Consider the following 21745-nt stretch of genomic DNA (forward strand, 5'->3'; position numbering starts at 1 on the left):
AAACTTTAAATATACACTCGCTTTTTAATCTTTTTAAGTCTATGTTGATTAAACATTCTCATTCTCAATCGACTAACCATTTTTCTCGGGTTTTTATCTCTAAGGTTTTGAGGTTTTTAATTCCGGTTTCGAGTCTAAGTTTGGGATTGAGTTTGCTGCTTCCTTGGGATTTTTCTAAGGGTTTAAGTTCTGTCGTTCTCGCCCAAACTTCCCCTTCTCTCGTTCAGGAATATTCGCCAACTCAGGAGAACTCTCCTACTGAAGAACCGATGATAGAAAGTCCTCAGACTACAGAAGAAGAATCGGGCGATCGCAATGATATTCTGTTTGAGAGTCAGCCCCAACCTGAAGACAATTCTACCCCGACAGAGAAACCTGGCGATCGCAATAATCCTCTGCTTCCAAATCCTTCTCAACCTGGAGATGATTCTAACCCCAGAGAAGAACCTGGCGATCGCAATAATCCTCTGCTTCCAAATCCTTCTCAACCTGGAGATGATTCTAACCCCAGAGAAGAACCTGGCGATCGCAATGACTCTCAATCTGATTCTCAAGCTGATCCCGAACAATTATATGAAACGGGAATTGAACAATTTCGACAAGGGTTATTTACTGAGGCTTTAGACACTTTTCAACAGGTTTTAGAACTTCGTCAAGAACAGCAGAAAAATTCATTAGAAGTCGCGGCGACGCTGAATTATTTGGGTGATGTTTACGCGAATATGGGGGAAAATACCGAAGCTGAAAAAGCGATCCAAAAAGCTTTAACGATTTATCGTCAGCAGGAAGCTAATAGTCAAGAAGCAAAAAGTGGGGTGAGTCGTAGTTTAAATTTGTTGGGATTTGTCTATAGTAATACCGATAAAAATGCTGAGGCTTTGAAGTTACACCAGGAAGCATTGACAATTGCTCAATCGGTTCAAGATTCTGAAAATATTGGTGAGTCTTTACATAATATTGCTTCGGTGTACACTCGTCAAGGTCAGTTTGAACAAGCCCTTGAATATTATGAACAAGCGAGAATTTACCGTGAACAAGTGGGAGATTTACGAGATGAAAGTCGCACGTTGAATAATTTAGGCGCGCTCTATTTTAGTCGTGGAGATACTGAAAAAGCGATTGGAATTTATCAACAAGCATTGGCGTTACGCCGTCAAATTGGAGATCAAGCAGGTGTAGGGCGGTTGCTGAGTAATATGGGGTATATTTATCAGAAATTGGGTGATAATTCTCAAGCGTTAGTGTATTTTGAGCAAGCGGTGGGTTTGTTGGAAAGAATAAAAGATCAAGATAATGCGGCTCGGGTTTATGGTTTAATGGGTACAATTTATGAAGCCCAGGAACAACAAACTAAAGCGCTAACAGCCTATCAAAAAGCAGTCGAATTAGCGCAAAAAGCTGAAGATCGTAGTAGACTCTCTGAAGCTTTAGATCAGTTGGGTTATGTCTACTATCAGCAAGGTGAATATCAACAGGCTTTACAAACCTATCAACAAGCATTATCGTTGTATAAGCAGCTCGAAAATCAAGCGAAAACTGGAGCAACTCTCAATAAGATTGGAGAGGCTTATGAGGGGTTAGGTGAGTATTCTCAAGCACTAGAAAGTTTCCAGGAAGCGTTAGTGTTGCTGAAAGCTGCCGGAGATACAGAAGGGGAAAAGGCTACTCGTGAAAGTATCGAGTTGGTGGAACAAAAGCAAGGTCAATCACAACCCTAATTAGGGGGATCGGTTTTGGGATGTTTTTTTGGAAAAATTAACCTTTTGATAGAGAAAACTGTTAATTAGACTACTGAAGTTACTGGGTTGATTGAGGTACTCTGTTTTACAGAGATTCAGATAAAGTCAAAACATACAATTAATAGAATAGAACTCCGTGTCTAAATTTATTAAACACGGAGTCTACGGTATGGAAAATACCAAAAGAGAAGTTAAAGTTTAAGCGTGATCTCGTAAATTCGCTGACAAATTGCAAATAGAGCTAGAGAAATCAGAAGTTTCATCGAGAATGGAGTTAATAAAAACACCCAAGCTAGAATCATACATCCTGATAAAACAACCAAAATTTGATGAATTTCGTCAGGAACAATAAACTTCATCAAGATCGCGGCAACCAAAGAGATTGATAAACACAAATAAAGAACAATCACAACAGATAACCTCCCTTCAGATTTTAAGGTTAGTTAGCGATAAAATGATGTTGAGTTGCGATCCAATACAACTCTAGCCAAAATTTAGGATTGTCCTTTTTAAGTTTAGACATGGGATCACGAATCAGGCGGGTTGCATTAATAGAAACCACTTCAATCAATCCCATATTTTCAGAAATGTCCTTGAAAGCGTGTTGTTGGGCTTGAAATTCTCGTCTTCTTTCTTGAGGATAGTAAATCCCCAGATAGTAGAATTGTCGGCCTGAACGTTCGAGATAGCATTCAAGGACTTTCACATAACAGAAATCTAAAACCTTTCCGGCTTCAGGATAGTAACTCTCGACAAGATGAACAAACTCTTGAACGAGATAGTCTCGACTAATCATCATAGGCGTTGATAAGTAAGCCAACTTGGTCTTACATAGGGTAAACACCAAACTTTAGTGCAAGGAGTTTTCAGCTTCTTACATTTGTTTTCAAATGTATTAAATAGATGCTGATAATCCTCTTGTTTGGAAGCGTCATCAGGAGTTTTCACCGTACTGACTGGACAAAACTCCTGAATTTCTTTACAATATTGTGGCGGAGAATTAGAGATTTTGATGGTACGATGATTCTTGAGTGCGAGTTCTTCCTCTAACTCTTGATCAACGAGAAACTCACTATAGTCAGCCAAGTTATCAAGGCCTAAGATATTCAGCCAAAGTTCAGTTGTGACCCAAAAGCCAGCCTTGATGAAGAACTTTTTCCATCGAATTTCCATTAGCCCTAACCTTCTCATTACAAGATCCGATCCCCTTCACTCGGCTGACTGATCCCCTGATTCAATTAGCCTTCATGTGATTTCAGAGAAGTTGAAGCTGAATCGACATTCTAGGGTGAAGTGAGAGCGAAATTTACTCAATTTGAACTTCATTTTGAACGTAATCTGAACTAGATTCAGAGACTAGATAACCGTTGGAAGTTATAGTCGTGGGTAATCACTATAACTTACAACTGCTTGTTCGTCTTTTAGTCGCTAATGTTAGAGATAAGCTTCTTGATGAGTCTTGATTGTGCAATTAGAGCGAGGATAAGCAACGCAAAGAAGCACCCATCCATTCTCAATTTGTTCATCATCAAGGAAACTTTGATCTTCTTGATCAATTTCACCTTCTACCATGCGACCTACACAGCTAGAACAAGCACCAGAACGACAAGAGGAGGGTAACTCAATGTCTTGTTCTTCTGCCGCATCTAAGATATAAGTATCTTCTGGAACATCAATGGTGACATCCACTTCTGCGATCTCTTCTTTCTTGCCCGTCTCTTTATTTTTTCTTTTAGCAACTTTCATGAGACGAACTTTGTAAGTAGCAGTCATGTGTGTTCTCCTCCATTTAAGAACGGTGATTAGAAACTTTTGTTAGCTACATGGAGTAGCAGAAGGGGTACATTCACCCGCAGCAAAGGATTTACCACAGCTACAGGTTCCAGTCGCATTGGGGTTTTGAAAAATAAATCCCCCTTGCGTCAAGCTTTCAACAAAGTCGATAACAATCCCATCCAAAAGTGGCGCACTTTTAGGATCGACATAAATATGAACTTTGTCCTGCTCGAACACGAGATCATCTGGTTTGACGGCGCTGGTAATATCCATTGAATATTCGTAACCATTGCAACCGCCATCAATCACACCCAGACGAATACCTTTTTGAGTTTCAGCGCTACTCGCGCTATCTCGAACGAAACTCCGAAGCCGAAAAGCCGCTTTTTCTGTAAATTTAACAGTCATCCCAATCTCCTGAACAATAATGAAGGGTCGTTCGTGGAGGTTAGCTAGCTAGCCTCTCTAAAGAAGGATACAAAAGCTCGCTAGCCTTTGTGACGTGATTTGATTTGCCTTGACCACAAATCTGACAATTGGGATCATGGTAAGCGCGAAGCTTGTTAAATTTAGCGCTCCCTAAATCCATGGTGAGAAGTTGTCCCTTGAGCGTTTCTCCTAACCCGGTAATCAGCTTCACCGCTTCTAGAGCCGTCAAACAAGCCAGGGTTCCAGAAACCGCCCCCAAGACCCCAAATCCCCAACGATCCCAATTGGGTTTTTCCGGAAAGATGCACGACAGACAAGGGGTTTGACGAGGGATAATCGTACTGAGGTAAGCCTCCATTCCACTCATCGCCGCTTCAATCATCGGTTTATCCCACAATACACAAGCAGCGTTGAGTAAATCCCGTTCGTCAAAGTTGTGAGCGCAACTTAGGGCGAGATCAGAGCGTTTAACCAACCCATCGACGTTATCGGAGGTAATAAATTCCGGAATCGCCTCAATTTCGACATCAGGATTGATTTGAGATAGGGTTTCCTTCGCCTTTAGCACCCTCGGTTGACCCACCCAATCATGGGTCATCAAGATTTGACGGTTCATGTCATCGAGGCGCAAGTCTCCTCCTCGGACTAGGATTAATTTACCAATCCCAGCAACCGCGAGGTAAAGTGCGACTGTTCCCCCCAATCCACCCACGCCTGAAACCAGAGCAGTTGAGGCTTTCAGTTTGGCTTGTCCAGATCCTCCGAAATCCGGAAGTTGCATTTGTCGCCGATAACGTTCAAGTTCTGTTGGTGTCAGTTCTAATCCGCCCATGATAATTTATGACTCAGTACCGATATCTTTGGTTAATACCACGTTTTTGGGTGCGTCTTTGAAGACTTTAAAGAGTTTGGTTTCTAGCGGGCTAGAAGTCACAAAGACTTGATAAGCTTCCTCTAAAGCGAGCTTGTATTTGTCTAGTTTTTCCGCTTCGCTGAGATCCGGAAATGCTTTGTCAATTTCTGTAATTAACAGCGAGAACTGTTTTAAAATGTGAAGACGATTGACATTAACAAAGGTCTGATCGTAAGGCAACTCAAAGAAGATAAAAAATTCTTCGGCATCTCTGAGCTTCTTGAATTCAGCAAAGCTTTTACTTGTAGTCGTCATTTAAGTTGAGCCTCCCAGGTTTTGAGTTGTTTTCTGAGTTCTGATAACTCCCGAAAAATTTCGTAAGTTTTAGCTGCTTCTTCTGGCAATTTTTCAAAATCGGTGGGTAAACCTTCTGCCAGATCATGCAAGTCCATTTTGCTTTGACCTGCTTTGCTATTGAGGCGTTTGATTTTGGTTTTCAATTCCTCAACAGCTTCGGGAGTTGGAACTTCTGTGGTTTGAGTCATTCAATCCACTCCTAATGAGTCAGTTACGTCGAGGGTTAAAACAGGAAAGTGTTCGTCGTTTTGATGCTGTTGTTTAGGCTTTTGCCGCATCAGAATAACGTTGAATGTTATCTATCCCTGATTTGACCATTTTTTCTCCTTGAGTGGCTAATTTTTCCAAGGAGTCAAAACCATAGCGTTGAGCGTCCCGTAGCGTGCGGTTAACCACAATCAGGCGACCCGTCCAAACCAGCGCCCAACCAAATCCTTCGTGACTTAAATCAATCACAACTTGGCATAAGCTTCCGGTTTCTGTTTCTACACAAGTCGCAATTGCTCGATAGAAACATAAAATTCGGAGTCGAGTCGCCGGGTCAACTTCTCCTTCAACAGAAATTGCACGTTTTTTGTTTTTGGTGACAATGAAAGGAGAAAGAACCAATTCATCAGACCAACTGCGATAAACACCGTAGTGATCTTGAGCGCGAATTTGTTGAACTAAAGCCTGGAGAAATAGATTAGATTCAACAATATTAGTGCCTGTTTCTAGGCTAGCAGTTTGTGTTGAACTCATGGTTGTTTGTTCGTTGTTACTATATTAGGCGAGAATCAGAGACATCCAATTAGAATGTCGGTTTTGTAAAGACGTGGCATCAACACATCATTACAAACTTTTGGGAAATTGAAGACTGAGATGAAGGGATTTACTCGTCTTCGTCTTCAAATCCAGCATAAGATAATTTTTCTTCTTCTTGCTGGATCACTTTCCGAAGCCAGGGCGGAGGATTCCCATTGAGAGTTTTGACTAATTTATCGAGAATTGCCAAAACTTCTTCTTCTTCAGATTGGGCTTTAAGAGGCGTTATTTTTTTCCGAATTAAACGCGCTGCTGCACTCCCTCCAATTGCCAAGACGTAGACTAGAGTACAATCCGATAAGGCTTCGATTTTGGGAACCAGTTTATCCTCATTCCCATCTTCTTTTAGATTATCATCAAATTCCAGAGTATTTACAAAATTATAACCCTGTTTTGTGACATCATAAACATCAATCATTCGCGCCGAACCAAAATGAGCATTGATGTGAACTTTGTCACTGGTTGTGAAAGCAACTTTCATCGCATAACCTCCTTTAGCTTGCTCTTTTTAAGGGGACAGAAATTCCCTGCACAGGAAAGTCAAAATATTCTCTTGCCCGTTCTAAAGAATTTTGAATCATTCTTTCACCAAAATCTGCTAAGTGTTCTACAGATTCAAAACCGAAACTATCCGCATCTCGTAAGAACTGAGAAATCACCAACAAGCGACCACAAAAAACCAAAATCCAGCCAATATCATCTTGACCCAGATTGAGAAAAACCTCCGCCATTTGACCCGTTTCTTGCTCAAGACGAGACGCAATAGCCCGATAAAAAGCCGAAATCTTTTGTAGGCTTGGGATATCGTTATCTCCCTCTAAAGTCGAATCACCAATTAAAGATTTGAGCAACAATTCATCGGATAAATCTTGATAAGCGACCGTCGTATCTTGAACACGAACTTGTTTAATGATCTCTCTGAGAAAAGAGGAGTTGTGCAGAGAAACATTAGAGTGAGAAATGGCGATCTGGTGAATCATAGTTCTAGGTCTTCCGATTCAGTGTAGGAGGTGAATGATTCGTAATTCTTGTCAGAAACATTGGAGAGAATATAGACTTAATTCAGTCAATACAGTTGGAGATTTAGGATTCAAATTTTATCGAATTAAAAGCTGTATCGTTCAACTTTTAATGATTAATTTGGGATTCTTCTACCTCGATAAAAAGATTACCTAAATCCATGAGAAACTGAACAGTTCCTCGATAACCCGTTAGGCATCTGTGACCATTTCCAAAACGGTCAAAAATTGGATAACCCATGCGATAGAGAGGAATATTTTGTCGTTGAGCGATTGCTCTCCCGTGAGAATTTGCAATCAACAAGTCTGACCCAACCGCCAAATTCTCAAAATCTTCTAAATCGCCAATCGTTACGGTTTCAATGGGTAAATTTTCCAATAGGGGAGACTTCGTTGTGGTCACCGCCGCATGAATTTCAGCACCCATTTCATGCAACAACCAACTGGTTTGATACAACAAATCCGGTTCTAGAGCCAGCGAAATCCGCTTGCGACCAAAATAGAAATGCGTATCCAACATGGCATCCTGCAACTGACGTCGCTGACGATTGAACGTCTCCGGCACCTCATAGGGTTGTACAAAATGAGCATCTTGACGGGAGTGAACAATCTTTGACAATCGCAACACCAGCCGATCCATCGCCTGTAAACCATTTAAGCGAGGAAACACCTCATAATTCGTGCCGAACTTTTGCTTCAACGCCACCGCCGACTTCCGCATACTTTCGCCGATCGCAATCGTGAAAGAAGATTCCCCTAAACGTCGTAAATCATCTAAGGTTGTTCCTCCAGTCGTTACACTGTTGAACCCATCATCGAGATGCCCATCCATCGATCCCGACAAATCCGGTACCATCACCGCCGTTAACCCAAAGGCTTCGACAATCGCCTTCACTTCTTCGACATCACCAGGTCCCAGGAGAGAACCGGCTAAAATGGTAACTCTTGCCTTGCGATCGCTAGACAAACTCGGTATACTGTCCTCAGATTCAGCTAACGTCCCGTAATCGGTAGTTACAATCTGCTCAACAGTTGCGGCATAACCATCTTCCATCGCCCCTTTGTAGTCGGGAGTCGAAACCGAAATAATCGGGAGCCAGTCGAGTTCAGGATGCTGATTGCGGAACGTTTTGAGGATGCGCTGCATATCATCCCCTCGTGTTTCCGTTAACCCCGTTGTTAACAAACCCAGTACATCCGGTTTGGCTTTTTCAGCCAGGGTTAAAATTGCCGTGGAAACATTATCCTCTCCACCCAAGATCGAACTCACTTCAGTCATTGCCGTTGTAGACAAAGGAATCGCTTCTCGGAAGTGACGAACCAAAATCACTTTGGCAAAAGCAGTACAACCTTGAGAACCATGAAAGAGCGGAATCATCCCCTTCAGCCCTAGAAAAGCCAAAGATGCACCCAAAGGAGAACTTAACTTTAAAGGATTAACCGCCGCCGCTTTTTTAGGTTGAGTAATCGTTGTCATCTTAAACACCCCCAATTTCCGCGATTGGCTCTGCCACTGGCACTACCGTGCCAATCAGTTCTTTTTCACTGTTGGCTATCTCTTGGTCACTGTTCCCTGTTCCCTGTTCCCTGTTCCCTGCTATTGGTTCACCAATTCCCACTTCCCAAGGAGCGGAACAACGCACCTGTTGCCAAATGGGAGAATAAAGAGCTTCTTCAAGTTCTTTAGCCATCTCGATCATGCCTTCATAACCCGCATAGGCGTGATGACGTTCTTGGTTGATATCGAGGAAGGGAATGCGAGCCTTTAAAGCCGTATATTGGTTACGACCCCCGGCAATTAACAGATCCGCGCCTGTTTGCTCAATCACTTTTAGCAATTCTTGCGGGCTTCCCTTTTCAATCGTGATCCCATCTTTACCCAGCAACTTCTTGATCCGAGCTTTATCTTCCTCGGTACTTTTCTTGGTGCTGGTGGCAACCACATCAATTCCCAAATCCTTCGCGGCAGAAATAATCGACCAACTCTTAACTCCTCCGGTATACAACACAACCCGTTTACCTCCGAGTCGAGCGCGATAAGGCGCAAGCTTTTGATCGAGGGCTGCATTTTCCGAAGCAATTAGTTTTTCTACCCGTTGTTTCAACTCTGCATCGCCAAATTTCTCGGCAATATTTCTCAGACAGCGGTTCATGTCATCAATGCCGTAGAACGATTCTTCGATGAAAGGAATGTCGTATTGTTCCTCCATCTTCCGCGCCATGTTGATCAACGCTTTCGAGCAGATCATTACATTCAGCTTGGCACGGTGGGCTTGACAGACTTCTTGGTAGCGAGCATCTCCGGTGATTTTAGCCAACACGCGAATGCCCACTTTTTCAAACAACGGGAGAACATTCCACATTTCCCCAGCGATATTGTACTCACCGATGAGATTAATATCAAAAGGTGTGGTATACTCAGGTTCAGCAGTACCCACCACATGATCGAGTAACGCTTCGCCCGCGAGTCGGTTCCCCAGATTTTTGCTTCCGACAAAACCTGCGGCATGAACAGGAATAATAGGAGTACCGTATTTTTTAGCGGCCGCCTGACAGACGGCATCGAGATCATCTCCAATCAAAGCCGTCACACAGGTTGAATACACAAACACTGCGGCGGGTTGATGGTTTTTAACGATTTGAGCGATCGCTTTATAGAGTCGCTTTTCACCGCCAAAAATGATATCGTTTTCCGATAAGTCAGTAGTAAACCCAGTTTTGTAGGTCACGGGACCCGAAGAAAGACTGCCTCGACTTCCCCAGGAATTTCCTGAACAAGCAATAGGGCCATGAACTAGGTGAGCCGCATCAGTAATCGGTACGAGTGCAATAGAAGCTCCGTCAAAAGCGCAACCCCCTTGAGCCGCTCCAGGTTGTGCTTGTTGTTTGCACGCCTTTTTGTTGCTTTGTCCTTCCTTAGAATTATGTTCACAACCTGGCTCGTTAACCAGTTCGGTGATTTTGCCTCGGGTGAGTTTCATAGCTCAGATGTGGAGTCGGTGGTCAGGTGTAGAGACGGTATAGAGTCCGGCGTGCGCGAATCCGTTGCGATCAGCCCCGAGTGTTGATTGTTGATCAACAAATGTATGGGGAGATGTCTTCGCCACACTGATCAGCAAGGTAGCTCAAAGCCCGAAAACGCAAACCAACAAACTCGTTATAGAGAGGATTCAATTCACACAACGGCGGAATATGAAACAGTTTGCGCCCTGCAAGAGTAATATCACGATCAAAGGGACAATCACTAGGAATCAGTCGGCAGATGATGTGAGCAAATCTTGCACTTTTGACTTCAATGTGATCTACCCAACGATGCAAAGGAGCCAAAAGATCAAATTGGAGTTGAATGCCAGTGCAGTGCGTGGAATCGGAATTTTGGTAATGAGTGATTGCCATAGCAACCTCCCGATTTGTGATTGAGAGACCCGCATTGGCGGGCCTCTAACGCTCGCTTAACGAACGAGGTCGAAGGAGATGTCTGTCTTCGAGGGGGTATTGGTGTTGCGATCTAACTCTTCAAACAGAGTATTCACAATCCAGTTGAGCAAGTTGATTGCACCGGAATAACCGATAGTAGAGTAGCGGTGTAGGTGATGACGATCAAAGATCGGGTAACCAATCCGAACTAACGGAGTCTTGGTATCACGCCACAGGTACTTACCGTAGGAATTTCCAATGAAGAAATCAACGGGTTCAGTAAACAGCAAGGAGCGTAAATGCCAGAGGTCTTTACCACCCCAAACAGTCGCTTGCTGACCATGAGGGCTAGAAGCTAGAAGTTCTTTCGCTTCTGCTTCAAATTTATTGTTGCTGTTTGTGACCAGAATGTGAACCGGTTCAATACCCATTTCCAGCATGAACTGCAACATTCCTATCACTAAATCCGGATCACCGTAGATCGCTGCACGCTTGCCGTGTACCCAAGCTTGAGTATCAGTCATGGCGTCAACTGCACGACCCCGCTCGATTTCGAGTTCTTCAGGAATCGCTTTTCCAGTGACTTCAGATAACTTCATCAAGAACTCATCTGTTCCGCGAACACCCCAAGGACGAGCAACAGTTGTGCCTTGCTTCCACTTCTTCTCGATCATCTTACGAGTTTGAACAGTGGGATAGGCTTGCAACGCAAAAGTATGTTCGGCGTTGATCGAATCTGCGCCATCCTCTAAAGTTGTACCGCCTTGGTACATCTTGAATTCACCAGTATTAGGAGAATCCAAATAGAGTTCGTTGTCGGCTAAGATTGTGGCATCAATATCCATCGCTTTGAGGATATGCTTCAGTTCCCGCAGGTTGCCCATGTAGGTTTCAAAGCCAGGGATGATGTTGATTTTGCCGTTAGTCTTTTCGGCTTTCTTGCCTTCGGTGAGGTTTGACAGAATGCTCTTGAGCATATTGTCATAACCAGTCACGTGAGAACCCACAAAGCTCGGAGTATGAGCGAAAGGAACGGGTAGGTCAGCCGGGATAACTTCATCGTTCTTAGCGTTTCCGATGAAGGAACCCAAGTCATCTCCGATTACTTCTGCCATACAAGTTGTACAAACCGCAATCATTTTTGGCTTGTAAAGCGCGTAGGAGTTTTGCAAACCGTCGATCATGTTCTTCAGGCCGCCGAAGACCGCTGCATCTTCAGTCATGGAGCTAGAAACGGCGCTGAACGGTTCTTTGAAGTGACGAGTGAAGTGGGTCCGGAAGTAAGCCACACATCCTTGAGAACCATGAACAAAAGGCAATGTACCTTCAAAACCAACAGCGGCTAAAATTGCACCTAAAGGTTGGCAAGCTTTTGCAGGGTTGATGGTTAAGGACTCACGATTAAAGTTCTTCTCGCGGTATTCCCAGGATTTAGTCCATTCTGCAACTTTTTCAACTTCCTCAGAAGCAGGCATTCCTTCAGCTTCACGCTTGCGATCAAATAGCTCTTGGTACTCAGGCTGATGAAATAACTCAACGTGATCTTTAATATTCTCGACGTTCTGAGACATGATGTTACTCTCCGTATCTGCTGGGGATTACTCGATTTGTCAAGGTCGGGGGTAAATAGTAAGGGTGACAGGTGACAGGAAGCGCGTGAAATTTGTTATGCTTCTCTGTTCCCTGTTCCCTGTGCCGATATTCCTTACTCTTATTTCTTCCAGGGAGCGCCAATTAAGCCCCAGGTCGGACTTTTCAGTGCTAAGTCCATGTCACGGGCAAAGATTGCAAACCCGTCATAACCGTGGTAGGGACCAGAGTAATCCCAAGAGTGCATTTGACGGAAGGGTAAGCCCATTTTCTGGAATACATACTTCTCTTTGACTCCAGCCGCAACCAAATCAGGCTTGAGGCCTTCAGCAAACTTCTCGAACTCATATCCCGTTACGTCATCATAGATAACTGTTGAATCTTTGACGTATTCGGCTGTCCGCTTGTAGTCGTCGTTGTGGCCAAATTCATAGCCAGTACCGACGATTTCCATTCCTAAATCTTGGAAAGCGGGAACAACGTGGCGAGGACGCAGACCACCAACCATCAGCATCACTTTTTCACCTTCGAGCTTCGGACGATATTTAGCAATTACATCGTCGGCTTGCTTTTGGTATTTAGCGATAACGCGCTCTGCACCTTCTTTGATTTTGTCATCGAACTGTGCGGCGATCGCCCGTAAAGATTCAGCAATTTTGGTCGGACCGAAGAAGTTGTATTCAAACCAGGGAATACCATACTTCTCTTCCATGTGACGGCTGATGTAGTTCATCGACCGATAGCAGTGGATGAGGTTCAATTTGACTTTAGGAGTCATCTTCATCTCATGGAGAGTACCATCTCCGGACCACTGAGCCACAATCCGTAATCCCATTTCTTCGAGCAGGATACGGCTTGCCCAGGCATCTCCACCGATGTTGTAGTCTCCGATGATGGCTACATCATAGTCTGTGGATTCAAAGTCTGAGTCTTTGTTTTCTTCGTCTGCTTGGGGGAATACCCAGTCACGAATGATGTCGTTAGCGATGTGGTGTCCTAAGGACTGGGAAACACCCCGGAAGCCTTCGCAACGAACGGGAGCAACAGTTTTACCTGTTTTTTTGGTTGCTTCACGTGCAACACTTTCAATGTCGTCTCCGATTAAACCAACCGGACATTCTGACTGAATACTGACACCGCCGTTAAGGGGGAACAGTTCTTCGATTTCTTCGATGATTTTGCCGAGTTTTTTGTCACCACCGAACACGATGTCGCGTTCTTGGAAATCGGAGGTGAAGTTCATCGTCCCGAAGGTATCAACTCCGGTAGTACCGATGTAGTAGTTGCGACGACCTGACCAGGAATAATAACCGCAACCGACAGGACCATGAGAGATGTGAACCATGTCCTTGATCGGACCCCAAACCACCCCTTTAGAACCTGCATAAGCACAACCACGAGCGGTCATTACACCGGGAAGTGATTTGACGTTGGATTTTACTCCGCAGTCTGTCTTGCCTTCTTCATGGACGTTTAGATGCTTTTCCCGTTTTTTCTTGGCTTTTTCGGGGTAAGCTTCTAGAACGTCCTGAATTAACTGTTTGTTTTCATCTACAGTTGACATGGTGTTCCTCTGTTGTTGGTGATTAGCGATTGCCCGGCGCCGTGTGCGGGCGAAGAGTGTTAACCGTTAACAAGGCCGGGATTAAATCTGAAATCTTGTTAACGATTAACCCTGATTCTGGCTCGAAGTGAAAACTTAAGCTTTCTTGACGTTAGTTGCTTTGAGAAGCTCTTGCTCTTTTTCGTCAGCTTCTCGTACTTTCGCGTACTCTTCTTCAGAACCCAACAGACCGTAGTTGATTAACAGTTCTTCGAGGGTGTCGTTGTCAATCGGTGTCGGGATGGTCAGCTTGGTGTTTTCTTCGATCTTCTTAGCTAATGTGCGATATTCTGCCGATTGTTCGTGGTCGGGAGAATATTGGATACAAGTCATCCGGCGTAATTCAGCTTCTTGTACCTGCTTGGAGCGAGGAACGAAGTGAATCATTTGAGTGTTTAACCGTTCTGCCAATTCTTCAATCAAGTTAACTTCACGGTTAACGTTACGGCTGTTACAGATTAAGCCACCTAAGCGAACTCCGCCTGTATGAGCATATTTCAGAACGCCTCGGGCAATGTTGTTCGCCGCATACATCGCCATCATTTCCCCGGAAGTTACGATGTAGATTTCTTGTGCTTTTCCTTCACGGATAGGCATGGCGAAACCACCGCAAACAACGTCACCTAGTACGTCATAGGATACGAAGTCTAGATCTTCGTAAGCGCCTTCTTCTTCGAGGAAGTTGATGGAGGTGATAATTCCACGACCTGCACATCCAACTCCAGGCTCAGGACCACCAGATTCTACGCACTTGATGCCTTCAAATCCTTCGAGCAGTACATCTTCGAGTTCTATATCTTCAACAGAACCCCGTTCTGCAGCCAACGCTAGAACTGTAACCTGAGCTTTGGTGTTGAGGATCAAACGAGTGGAGTCAGCTTTCGGGTCACAACCAACAATCATGATGCGATTGCCGTTTTGTGCCATTCCAGCCAGGGTGTTTTGAGAAGTGGTGGATTTACCGATACCGCCTTTACCGTAAAATGCAATTTGTCGCATGGTGTTTCTCGCTTTAACTCGACTTAAGTTTGACAGGATGGAAAACAAATAAACTGGGAAATTCTGTAATCAGTGAAACATTAACCTGACTTGACATCAGTCATGTCCATTGATTCAAAGTTTCAGCCGGGTTTATTTTGTTTTGACAGGTAGACTTCAGAACACAATTCTTTCAGAACCGATCCGAGAGTTCTCGTTCATCTATTAGGAATATTATTCCAATAAAAATTCGGTTTCTGTTAGAAATGAGACAAAATCTTTTTAGAGATGTGTGGGTTTTCACACGCAGTCTTGAGTTGAGTAATCGGTTGAAAACCGATCGAGGGGTTGAAAGGGGGAGTCTGGCTAGGACGTAAGGATTGGGTGGGGAATTTATGAATTTCTATGAACTTCAAGAAACTGCATTCCTTACGAAATCCTTAAGCTTAACCGGGACTCATAATCAACATCAAACCCCTGGCTGAGAAAGCGACGCTTCGGGCGGCGAACGCTCTCGCCTTTCATTTTTAGGAAGTAGATACATTTTGGATAATTTAGGAATGAGAGGTTTTGAGAAAGTCTTAAGTTAAAGTTAAATTTCTTCAACTTAATCCTTCAATTAGAAAATCAAATCAATTGGAGAAAGTCTTAAGTTAAAGTTAAATTTATTCAACTTAACTTCTCAATTAGAAGATCAAACTGCTTCAACAATCAGATCGGGTGACACTGTGGCGCGTAATGTGCCTTCGATCGCAATTTTGAGGGTTTCTGTACTGCTGGCACAACTACTACAAGCACCTTGCAAAATTACCTTAACGCGATCACCTTCAACATCAAACAGTTCAACATTGCCGCCATCTTTGGCTAAAACCGGTTTGATTTGCTCAGTCAACACCTGCTGAATCAGCGTAATCTTTTGCAGATTGGTGAGAACCTTCGGTGGAGCCAAAGTCGCTGTGGCTGTCGCTGAAGCCGTTTGAGGAGCAGGCACCGATGAAATTCCGGTAATTCTCGCTTCGGAAACTTCAATCAAAATATCATCGATATCCGTCAGACAAGACCCACAGCCACCGCCAGCTTTAACGTAGTTGGTCACTTGTTCAGCCGTTTCGAGATCATTTTCTAGAATAATCCGTCGAATCCGAGGCTCACTAATTCCAAAACAAGAACAAACGAGGCGACCGTCATCTTCTTCGTGAACTTCAATCGGAATCCCTTTGTAGGTATGAATAGCCGCTTCTAACGCTTCCTGTCCCATCACAGAACAGTGCATTTTTTCTTCCGGCAAGCCACCCAAGTAGTCCGCGATTTGGCGATTGGTCAACTGCATCGCGTCTTCAACCTTCTTACCGATGAGTAATTCAGTTAAAGCCTCAGAAGAAGCAATCGCACTTGCGCAACCAAACGTTTGAAACCGGGCATCCTTAATCGTTTGTGTTGCTTCATCAATTTTGAGATGAAGACGGAGAGCATCCCCGCAGGCAATACTACCCACTTCTCCGGTAACAACCTTTTCGCCTTCTTCAAGATCAGTAATGGTTCCCTGATTGTGAGGATTTTGGAAATATTCCATTACTTTGTCGGTGTAGTCCCACATGGCAACCTCTTTTACAGTTATCAGTTATGTAGTGATCAGTAACCCGTGTTGACAGTGATCAGTGATGCAGAAAAGCTGTTTTTCCAGTTTCTGAATATTCCAGGTTCCCTGTCCTCTGTTCCCTGTAACAAGTTCTTTAATGAGCGAGTACAGCCTTTTCTTGCTCTTGCAACCATTCAGCATCATCACTATTAAAAGGAGACATCGCTCGCAGACGTTCAACGACTTGTGGCATAACCTCTAACACCCGATCAATTTCAGCATCAGTGGTGTAGCGAGAGAGTGAAAAGCGAATTGATCCGTGGAGGACACTATAAGGAAGTCCTAAGGCTCGCAAAACGTGAGATGGTTCTAGAGAACCCGAAGTGCAGGCCGAACCGGAGGAGGCACAGATGCCAAACTGGTTCAGTGATAAGAGTATCGCTTCTCCCTCGATATACTTGAAGCCAATATTAGTGGTGTTGGGTAGGCGTTTGGTCGAATGACCGTTCACAACCGTATTCGGAATCGCGCTGAGGATACCTTGTTCTAAGCGATCGCGGAGGCGCTTTTCTGTCTCGACTTCTAGTAAGTGCTGTTGAGCCAGTTCAGCCGCCTTGCCTAAAGCCACAATCCCCGCAACATTTTCGGTACCACCACGACGACCCCGTTCTTGATGTCCGCCAATCATAAACGGACGGAATCTGACCCCTCGACGAACATAGAGAGCGCCAATCCCTTTCGGTGCATGGATTTTGTGACCGGATAAGGTCAGCATATCGATCGTGCTAGTCTTCATATCCAGGGGAACTTTGCCCACGGCTTGGACTGCATCGACATGGAATAGGGCGCCTTTTTCTTTAACGATCTGTCCAATTTCCTCGATGGGGAAAATCACGCCAGTTTCGTTGTTGGCATACATGACGCTCACTAGAGCGGTGTTGCCAGTCAGGGCAGCTTCGAGTTCGTGTAAGTCGAGTAAACCTTGATCGTCAACGGAAAGATAAGTGACGGTATAACCTTCTTTCTCTAAGCGCTTGCACAAGTTCAAGACTGCGGGATGCTCAACGACAGTAGTGATGATGTGCCGTTTGTTGGGTTGAGCGGAAAGTGCGGCGCGAATCGCTGCATTATCTCCTTCGGTTCCACAACTGGTAAAGACAATTTCAGAAGCCTCTGCACCCAAAAGGGATGCAATTTGAAGTCTGCCTTGTTTAACCGCTTGTCCGACTTGTCCTCCGAAGCTGTGCATACTAGAGGGATTTCCGAAGTAGGTCGTCAGGTAAGGTAACATGGCCTCGATGACCGCTGGATCGACTTGAGTTGTGGCGTTATTGTCAAGATAAATACAGTCTTTCATTGCCCTCTCCGTGGTGACAGTTAGCCGTAATTTTTCATCTCGTTATCAGTTGCCGTTCGTTATCGGTGAGTCGGGGTCATATCTGTCTCAATGGTGTTTGTTGTGACAGTGACCACATCTGGAGTGAATGGGGTTGAAGTTGATTGAGTAAGTTCAACTTCCTGATAACGAGACGTTGCGGCGTGATTTAGTGAAATGATTGAAGATCGCGATAGAGAGAGTCAACAAGAAAGTTGGGTATTTTTTTCGAGTTCACTTCTCCAGTCCCTTCAGTGATCAGTTATTTTCTGTTTCTGCTTTTTGGATGTACTGCTCGTAGAAATCTAGAGCAACTTTATCGATAGTGTCGTAACCTTCAAAGACTTCAATTCCAGCGGTCTGCAACTCTTTTTTCGGACAATCACCAATTTTGGAAACTAATACACCTTTACAGTCAGTGATAGTTTTAATGATATTGTCTAGCGTTGCCTCTTCGCCGTATCCACCTTGACAAAAATGATCAATTTTGCGGTGTCCAACGAAAGAGACTTCTGAACCATCAACTTCGTAGATTTGGAACTCTTTGGCATGGCCGAAGTGTTGGTTCACTAACCCACTGCCTTTTGTGGCAACTGCAACCAAAATCTTAGGTTGATCTTTAGTCGGTTGCGGCTTGGCGGGGTGTTGCGCTTTAGCGGTGGCGAGTTGTTCACGGAATGTCTCAATTCCGGCGTGAACTTCCTGACGTTGTTCAAAATCATATTCCTGGGGCATTTCCATGAATTTATCTTTTGTAAATTCTTGGCTGCGATCTTCTCCCAAGAGTCCGACTGCATCTGCGCGACATTGACGACAGTGACGCATCAGTTTCAAACCATCTGAACAGTTATCTTGCAGTGATTTGAGTTCTTTAGGTGTGGGTCCGCGTTGTCCGGTTAAGCCGTAGTGAGTTCCATGTTCAGGGGCGGAAATCAAGGGCATAATGTTGTGGAGGAATGCGCCTTTTGAGCGAACCACTTCATGGACTTCTTGTAAGTGTTCGTCATTGACTCCCGGAATCATCACGGAGTTGACTTTACAGAGAATATCTGCTTCTCTGAGGGCATCTAATCCTTCCATCTGACGTTCGTGGAGGATTCTGACTCCTTCAATGCCGCGATAGCGACGACGACGATAGTGAACCCAAGGATAAATCTTTTCACCGATCTCGGGGTCTACCATGTTGATGGTGATGGTGACGTGATCGATATTTAAGGCTTTGATGCGATCAATATAATCGGGAAGCATCAATCCGTTGGTGGACAAGCACAATTTAATATCAGGTGCTTTGTCTGCAATGAGTTCAAAGGTACGGAAGGTTTTTTCGGGGTTAGCTAAGGGATCACCAGGGCCGGCAATTCCCAATACCGTCATTTGAGGTATTTTGCCCGCAACCACTAAGACTTTGTGCGCCGCTTCTTCTGGGGAGAGGAGTTCACTAACAACTCCGGGGCGGCTTTCGTTTGCACAGTCATATTTGCGATTACAGTAGTTGCACTGGATGTTACAAGCGGGCGCAACGGCGACGTGCATCCGGGCGTAGTGATGATGCGCTTGTTCACTGTAACAGGGGTGCTTCTCAATACGTTCTAACAGTTTCTCGTCTGTGACTTTCTGAGTAGAAGAATCACAGCCACAGTTTCCAGATTTTTTGTTGGAAACCGGAGAAGGGTTATCGGTCTGAGTTTCGAGTGTCAGAGTGCCTTTAGGATGTAACATTGAATTCCGTAAATAAGTGAGAAGGTTTTTGAGATAAAAAGGAACAGAGGAATCGAAAATATTATTTAGAGAGGTGAATCTCGAACTGGGTAGAGAAGCCACTGCGAGTCACTCATCTAAGTTTTTTTCGGATTCTGCGTCCGTATTCTGTATCTGTTTCTTTGGAATTCATCATTTTGCATGATGAGGATAAGTCGTTCTTTCCTAAATGGGAAAGAAGTAACGGAACAAGAAACGAGGAAAGAATAAATAACTCTTCAGTTGCAATTTGCTTGTGAAGTGGGTAATTCATTTTTCCTAATGCTCCTCACTTGAGGTTTCCGAACTCATCCCGCGCTGTGGGCAATTCCATTTCCTAACTCCGAATTAGGTTGTACTCGTTTTTCAGCGTTAGCAACTTTATACCATCCCCCTGCAAATGCGCTTGAAGTTAGGCATCCGGTTCAGGTTTATTGGATTAGTTAAAGATGTACTCATCTTCTCAAACCTAGAGAGAGTCAGGGTTAAATTTTTCTTCTCGGGTGGGGTTCTAGTCTTTTTTAGGTTGGGTTCTAGTCTTTTTCACCCTAGTGCAGGGTATTTTTGTACTCACCCTCTATGCTTTGATTCATCAGGACTTGATGCTATTATTTCCTTTAAATATACCCCTGTTTATTTTGTACTCATTCCCCTAAAAAAAACTGGAGTCAGCCTCTCAAGCTCCCCCAGTGCTGTCACGGAATTCAATTCTGTATCTAAGTTAACATTTTTTGAATTAGGGGGTTTGATATATGTGTCTATGCCCTCAAAATTTTACCTCTTAAAACACTGGAAAGCTAGACCTATCAACGGCTTCATCTGCAAGTATATCAAAAATATTTGAGTTCACCTTTGATCGGGTCAAAACTTACCCTCAAAATTCCCTGCAAACACTGATTTAGTATATACTTAAGGGTGAGGCTGAAAATACTGGTTCCCCTACCCATAAATACCCAAACCCCTCTGCAAAAATATCAGTCCCCCACCCCAAAAAGAATTTTTTAGAGAGTTAAAAGCCCCATGTATTCTGCTTTTCAATAATCTGAGTACACCTTTAACTAATCAAATAAATCTAACTGGCTTAGTGCATACTGGGAGAGAGTGAGCCACTTGGTATAAGCAGTAGAAACGAGACCTGTTCTAATTGACTCACGGAATCTGATGCTACAGCCCATCACTCTCAGAGAACGTCGAAGACGGGAGACGAACCAGCCAGAGAAGACTTCATCAAGTCCTCCTGTGGGTTTTTGTCCCCCTACCCCGCCAGTCTCAGAAGTTAAAGGTTCACAATCTTGTACTTCTGTAACTCTAGTTGAGGGATTAAAAGCACTTTGGAATGATTTCCAGATTGTTTTTGAGCGAGATCCGGCGGCTCGCAATTGGTTAGAGGTGCTTTGCTGCTATCCGGGTTTACACGCTTTGGCGATACACCGGATCTCTCACTGGATGTATCATCGTCATCTACCTTTCCTCCCTCGGTTTATGTCTCACCTCGGACGGTTTTTCACTGGAATTGAAATTCATCCGGGTGCAACGATTGGTAAAGGAGTCTTTATTGATCATGGCATGGGAGTTGTAGTCGGTGAGACAGCAATCATCGGTGATTATTGTTTAATCTATCAAAATGCAACCCTGGGAGGTACTGGAAAAGAAAGCGGTAAACGCCATCCGACTTTAGGTAATAATGTTGTGGTGGGTGCTGGAGCAAAAGTATTAGGCAATATCACCATTGGCAATCATGTCCGTGTGGGAGCGGGTTCAATCGTTCTCAATGATGTCCCGGATGATTGCACTGTAGTCGGTATCCCTGGTCGTGTTATTTCTCGTTCAGGTCGCGGTTGTCCCCTTGAACATGGCAAACTTCCGGATGTGGAAGCCAAGCTGATTCGGACCTTAGTTGATCGCATTGAGCAATTGGAACAACAAGTCCAACAAATTCGCAACTACGAAGTTGGAATTCGCAATTAATTCATCTTGTCTCCAAGATAAGCTTTTGCATCCTGACCTTTTCTGAATGAGCCTCACACCATGTTTAAACTTTCTTCTTCTGGTGCTGTCATTAGTCCGGTTACTGTTTTACAGGGTGATCGCTGGATTGTTTATCGTCGCTTACAAGAGTTGATGATTCCCTGTTGGTGTCCGGAAGATGGACTGCTATGGGTTGAAATTCAGCACAGTAATCACGCTATTCTACTACGAAGTGTCATCCAACAGTTTATGGCGTCTCGGCCACAATTAGTAGATTGGTTAGAACGCTGTTGGGAAACGGATATTTCTCCCCAAGGAGTTCAAAATTACGAGTTTCATGGAGAATTGGAACGTTAAGACCGAAACTTGAAAAAGAGGATCAGTTGAATTAACAATGCTTAATTATTCATTATAAATAATTATTCGCTGTTTGAGACTTCAATTTGAACCTAGAGTCCCTAGTCTGATTTCCCTCTTTTTCAATGATCGAATACTGCTTCAGTCTCTAGGAAACTCTATCT

23 protein-coding genes are annotated in these 21745 nt (G+C 44.1%); 3 read left to right on the forward strand and 20 right to left on the reverse strand.

Features of this window, described 5'->3' with window-relative positions:
* The first annotated feature begins 41 nt into the window (after positions 1-41).
* The gene (locus M595_RS06485; protein ID WP_023065274.1) at positions 42-1718 is read left to right on the forward strand and encodes a tetratricopeptide repeat protein; all 1677 of its coding nucleotides are present in this window, start codon (positions 42-44) and stop codon (positions 1716-1718) included.
* Between the two features lie 212 nt (positions 1719-1930).
* On the opposite strand, the gene M595_RS06490 is transcribed toward M595_RS06485, so the two are convergent.
* From M595_RS06490 to nifB, 20 genes are all read right to left on the reverse strand, one after another.
* Complete coding sequence (locus tag M595_RS06490) at positions 1931-2149, reverse strand: hypothetical protein (protein ID WP_023065334.1); 219 nt, start codon at positions 2147-2149, stop codon at positions 1931-1933.
* Positions 2150-2178: 29 nt separating this feature from the next.
* Positions 2179-2538, reverse strand: coding sequence for a hypothetical protein (locus M595_RS06495; RefSeq protein WP_083492791.1), 360 nt, complete (start codon positions 2536-2538; stop codon positions 2179-2181).
* Entirely contained in the window at positions 2535-2912 is a 378-nt protein-coding gene (locus M595_RS31535; RefSeq protein WP_023065329.1) for a hypothetical protein, read from the reverse strand. The genes M595_RS06495 and M595_RS31535 overlap by 4 nt, the downstream gene beginning before the upstream one ends.
* A 261-nt stretch (positions 2913-3173) precedes the next feature.
* Positions 3174-3512 (reverse strand): 2Fe-2S iron-sulfur cluster-binding protein, encoded by a 339-nt coding sequence (locus M595_RS06505; RefSeq protein ID WP_023065317.1) that lies wholly within the window; start codon positions 3510-3512, stop codon positions 3174-3176.
* Between the two features lie 42 nt (positions 3513-3554).
* Positions 3555-3923: a HesB/IscA family protein gene (locus M595_RS06510; protein WP_023065303.1), complete on the reverse strand. Its 369-nt coding sequence runs from the start codon at positions 3921-3923 to the stop codon at positions 3555-3557.
* Positions 3924-3963: 40 nt separating this feature from the next.
* A complete protein-coding gene (locus tag M595_RS06515) occupies positions 3964-4776 on the reverse strand; it encodes a HesA/MoeB/ThiF family protein (protein WP_040483688.1) in 813 nt (270 codons plus the stop codon).
* 6 nt (positions 4777-4782) lie between these two features.
* Entirely contained in the window at positions 4783-5112 is a 330-nt protein-coding gene (gene nifW / locus M595_RS06520) for a nitrogenase-stabilizing/protective protein NifW (RefSeq protein ID WP_023065297.1), read from the reverse strand.
* Complete coding sequence (locus tag M595_RS06525; RefSeq protein WP_023065325.1) at positions 5109-5342, reverse strand: CCE_0567 family metalloprotein; 234 nt, start codon at positions 5340-5342, stop codon at positions 5109-5111. Before M595_RS06525 ends, nifW begins: the two co-directional genes overlap by 4 nt.
* Before the next feature lie 73 nt (positions 5343-5415).
* A complete protein-coding gene (locus M595_RS06530; protein ID WP_023065327.1) occupies positions 5416-5895 on the reverse strand; it encodes a NifX-associated nitrogen fixation protein in 480 nt (159 codons plus the stop codon).
* 130 nt (positions 5896-6025) lie between these two features.
* Positions 6026-6439: a nitrogen fixation protein NifX gene (gene nifX / locus M595_RS06535; protein WP_023065286.1), complete on the reverse strand. Its 414-nt coding sequence runs from the start codon at positions 6437-6439 to the stop codon at positions 6026-6028.
* 13 nt (positions 6440-6452) lie between these two features.
* Entirely contained in the window at positions 6453-6938 is a 486-nt protein-coding gene (locus M595_RS06540; RefSeq protein WP_023065309.1) for a DUF269 domain-containing protein, read from the reverse strand.
* A gap of 148 nt (positions 6939-7086) precedes the next feature.
* The gene (gene nifN, locus M595_RS06545) at positions 7087-8454 is read right to left on the reverse strand and encodes a nitrogenase iron-molybdenum cofactor biosynthesis protein NifN (protein ID WP_023065321.1); all 1368 of its coding nucleotides are present in this window, start codon (positions 8452-8454) and stop codon (positions 7087-7089) included.
* 1 nt (position 8455) lies between these two features.
* A complete protein-coding gene (nifE, locus tag M595_RS06550) occupies positions 8456-9958 on the reverse strand; it encodes a nitrogenase iron-molybdenum cofactor biosynthesis protein NifE (RefSeq protein WP_023065319.1) in 1503 nt (500 codons plus the stop codon).
* Between the two features lie 94 nt (positions 9959-10052).
* On the reverse strand, positions 10053-10373 hold the full coding sequence (locus M595_RS06555) for a Mo-dependent nitrogenase C-terminal domain-containing protein (RefSeq protein WP_052001708.1): 321 nt from the start codon (positions 10371-10373) through the stop codon (positions 10053-10055).
* Between the two features lie 56 nt (positions 10374-10429).
* The gene (gene nifK / locus M595_RS06560; protein ID WP_023065341.1) at positions 10430-11965 is read right to left on the reverse strand and encodes a nitrogenase molybdenum-iron protein subunit beta; all 1536 of its coding nucleotides are present in this window, start codon (positions 11963-11965) and stop codon (positions 10430-10432) included.
* Between the two features lie 140 nt (positions 11966-12105).
* On the reverse strand, positions 12106-13548 hold the full coding sequence (nifD, locus tag M595_RS06565) for a nitrogenase molybdenum-iron protein alpha chain (RefSeq protein ID WP_023065312.1): 1443 nt from the start codon (positions 13546-13548) through the stop codon (positions 12106-12108).
* A 135-nt stretch (positions 13549-13683) separates the two neighbouring features.
* Positions 13684-14586: a nitrogenase iron protein gene (nifH, locus tag M595_RS06570; protein ID WP_023065299.1), complete on the reverse strand. Its 903-nt coding sequence runs from the start codon at positions 14584-14586 to the stop codon at positions 13684-13686.
* Between the two features lie 673 nt (positions 14587-15259).
* Entirely contained in the window at positions 15260-16162 is a 903-nt protein-coding gene (gene nifU, locus M595_RS06575; protein ID WP_023065373.1) for a Fe-S cluster assembly protein NifU, read from the reverse strand.
* A 136-nt stretch (positions 16163-16298) separates the two neighbouring features.
* A complete protein-coding gene (nifS, locus tag M595_RS06580; RefSeq protein WP_023065307.1) occupies positions 16299-17501 on the reverse strand; it encodes a cysteine desulfurase NifS in 1203 nt (400 codons plus the stop codon).
* Between the two features lie 276 nt (positions 17502-17777).
* The gene (gene nifB / locus M595_RS06585; protein WP_023065310.1) at positions 17778-19238 is read right to left on the reverse strand and encodes a nitrogenase cofactor biosynthesis protein NifB; all 1461 of its coding nucleotides are present in this window, start codon (positions 19236-19238) and stop codon (positions 17778-17780) included.
* Between the two features lie 1365 nt (positions 19239-20603).
* Between nifB and cysE the strand changes: the two genes are divergently transcribed.
* Positions 20604-21224: a serine O-acetyltransferase gene (gene cysE, locus M595_RS06590; RefSeq protein ID WP_232228460.1), complete on the forward strand. Its 621-nt coding sequence runs from the start codon at positions 20604-20606 to the stop codon at positions 21222-21224.
* A gap of 60 nt (positions 21225-21284) precedes the next feature.
* Positions 21285-21581: an Asr1405/Asl0597 family protein gene (locus M595_RS06595; protein WP_023065331.1), complete on the forward strand. Its 297-nt coding sequence runs from the start codon at positions 21285-21287 to the stop codon at positions 21579-21581.
* Positions 21582-21745 lie beyond the last annotated feature (164 nt).

Source organism: Lyngbya aestuarii BL J (genome assembly GCF_000478195.2).
GTDB classification, from domain to species: Bacteria; Cyanobacteriota; Cyanobacteriia; order Cyanobacteriales; family Microcoleaceae; genus Capilliphycus; species Capilliphycus aestuarii.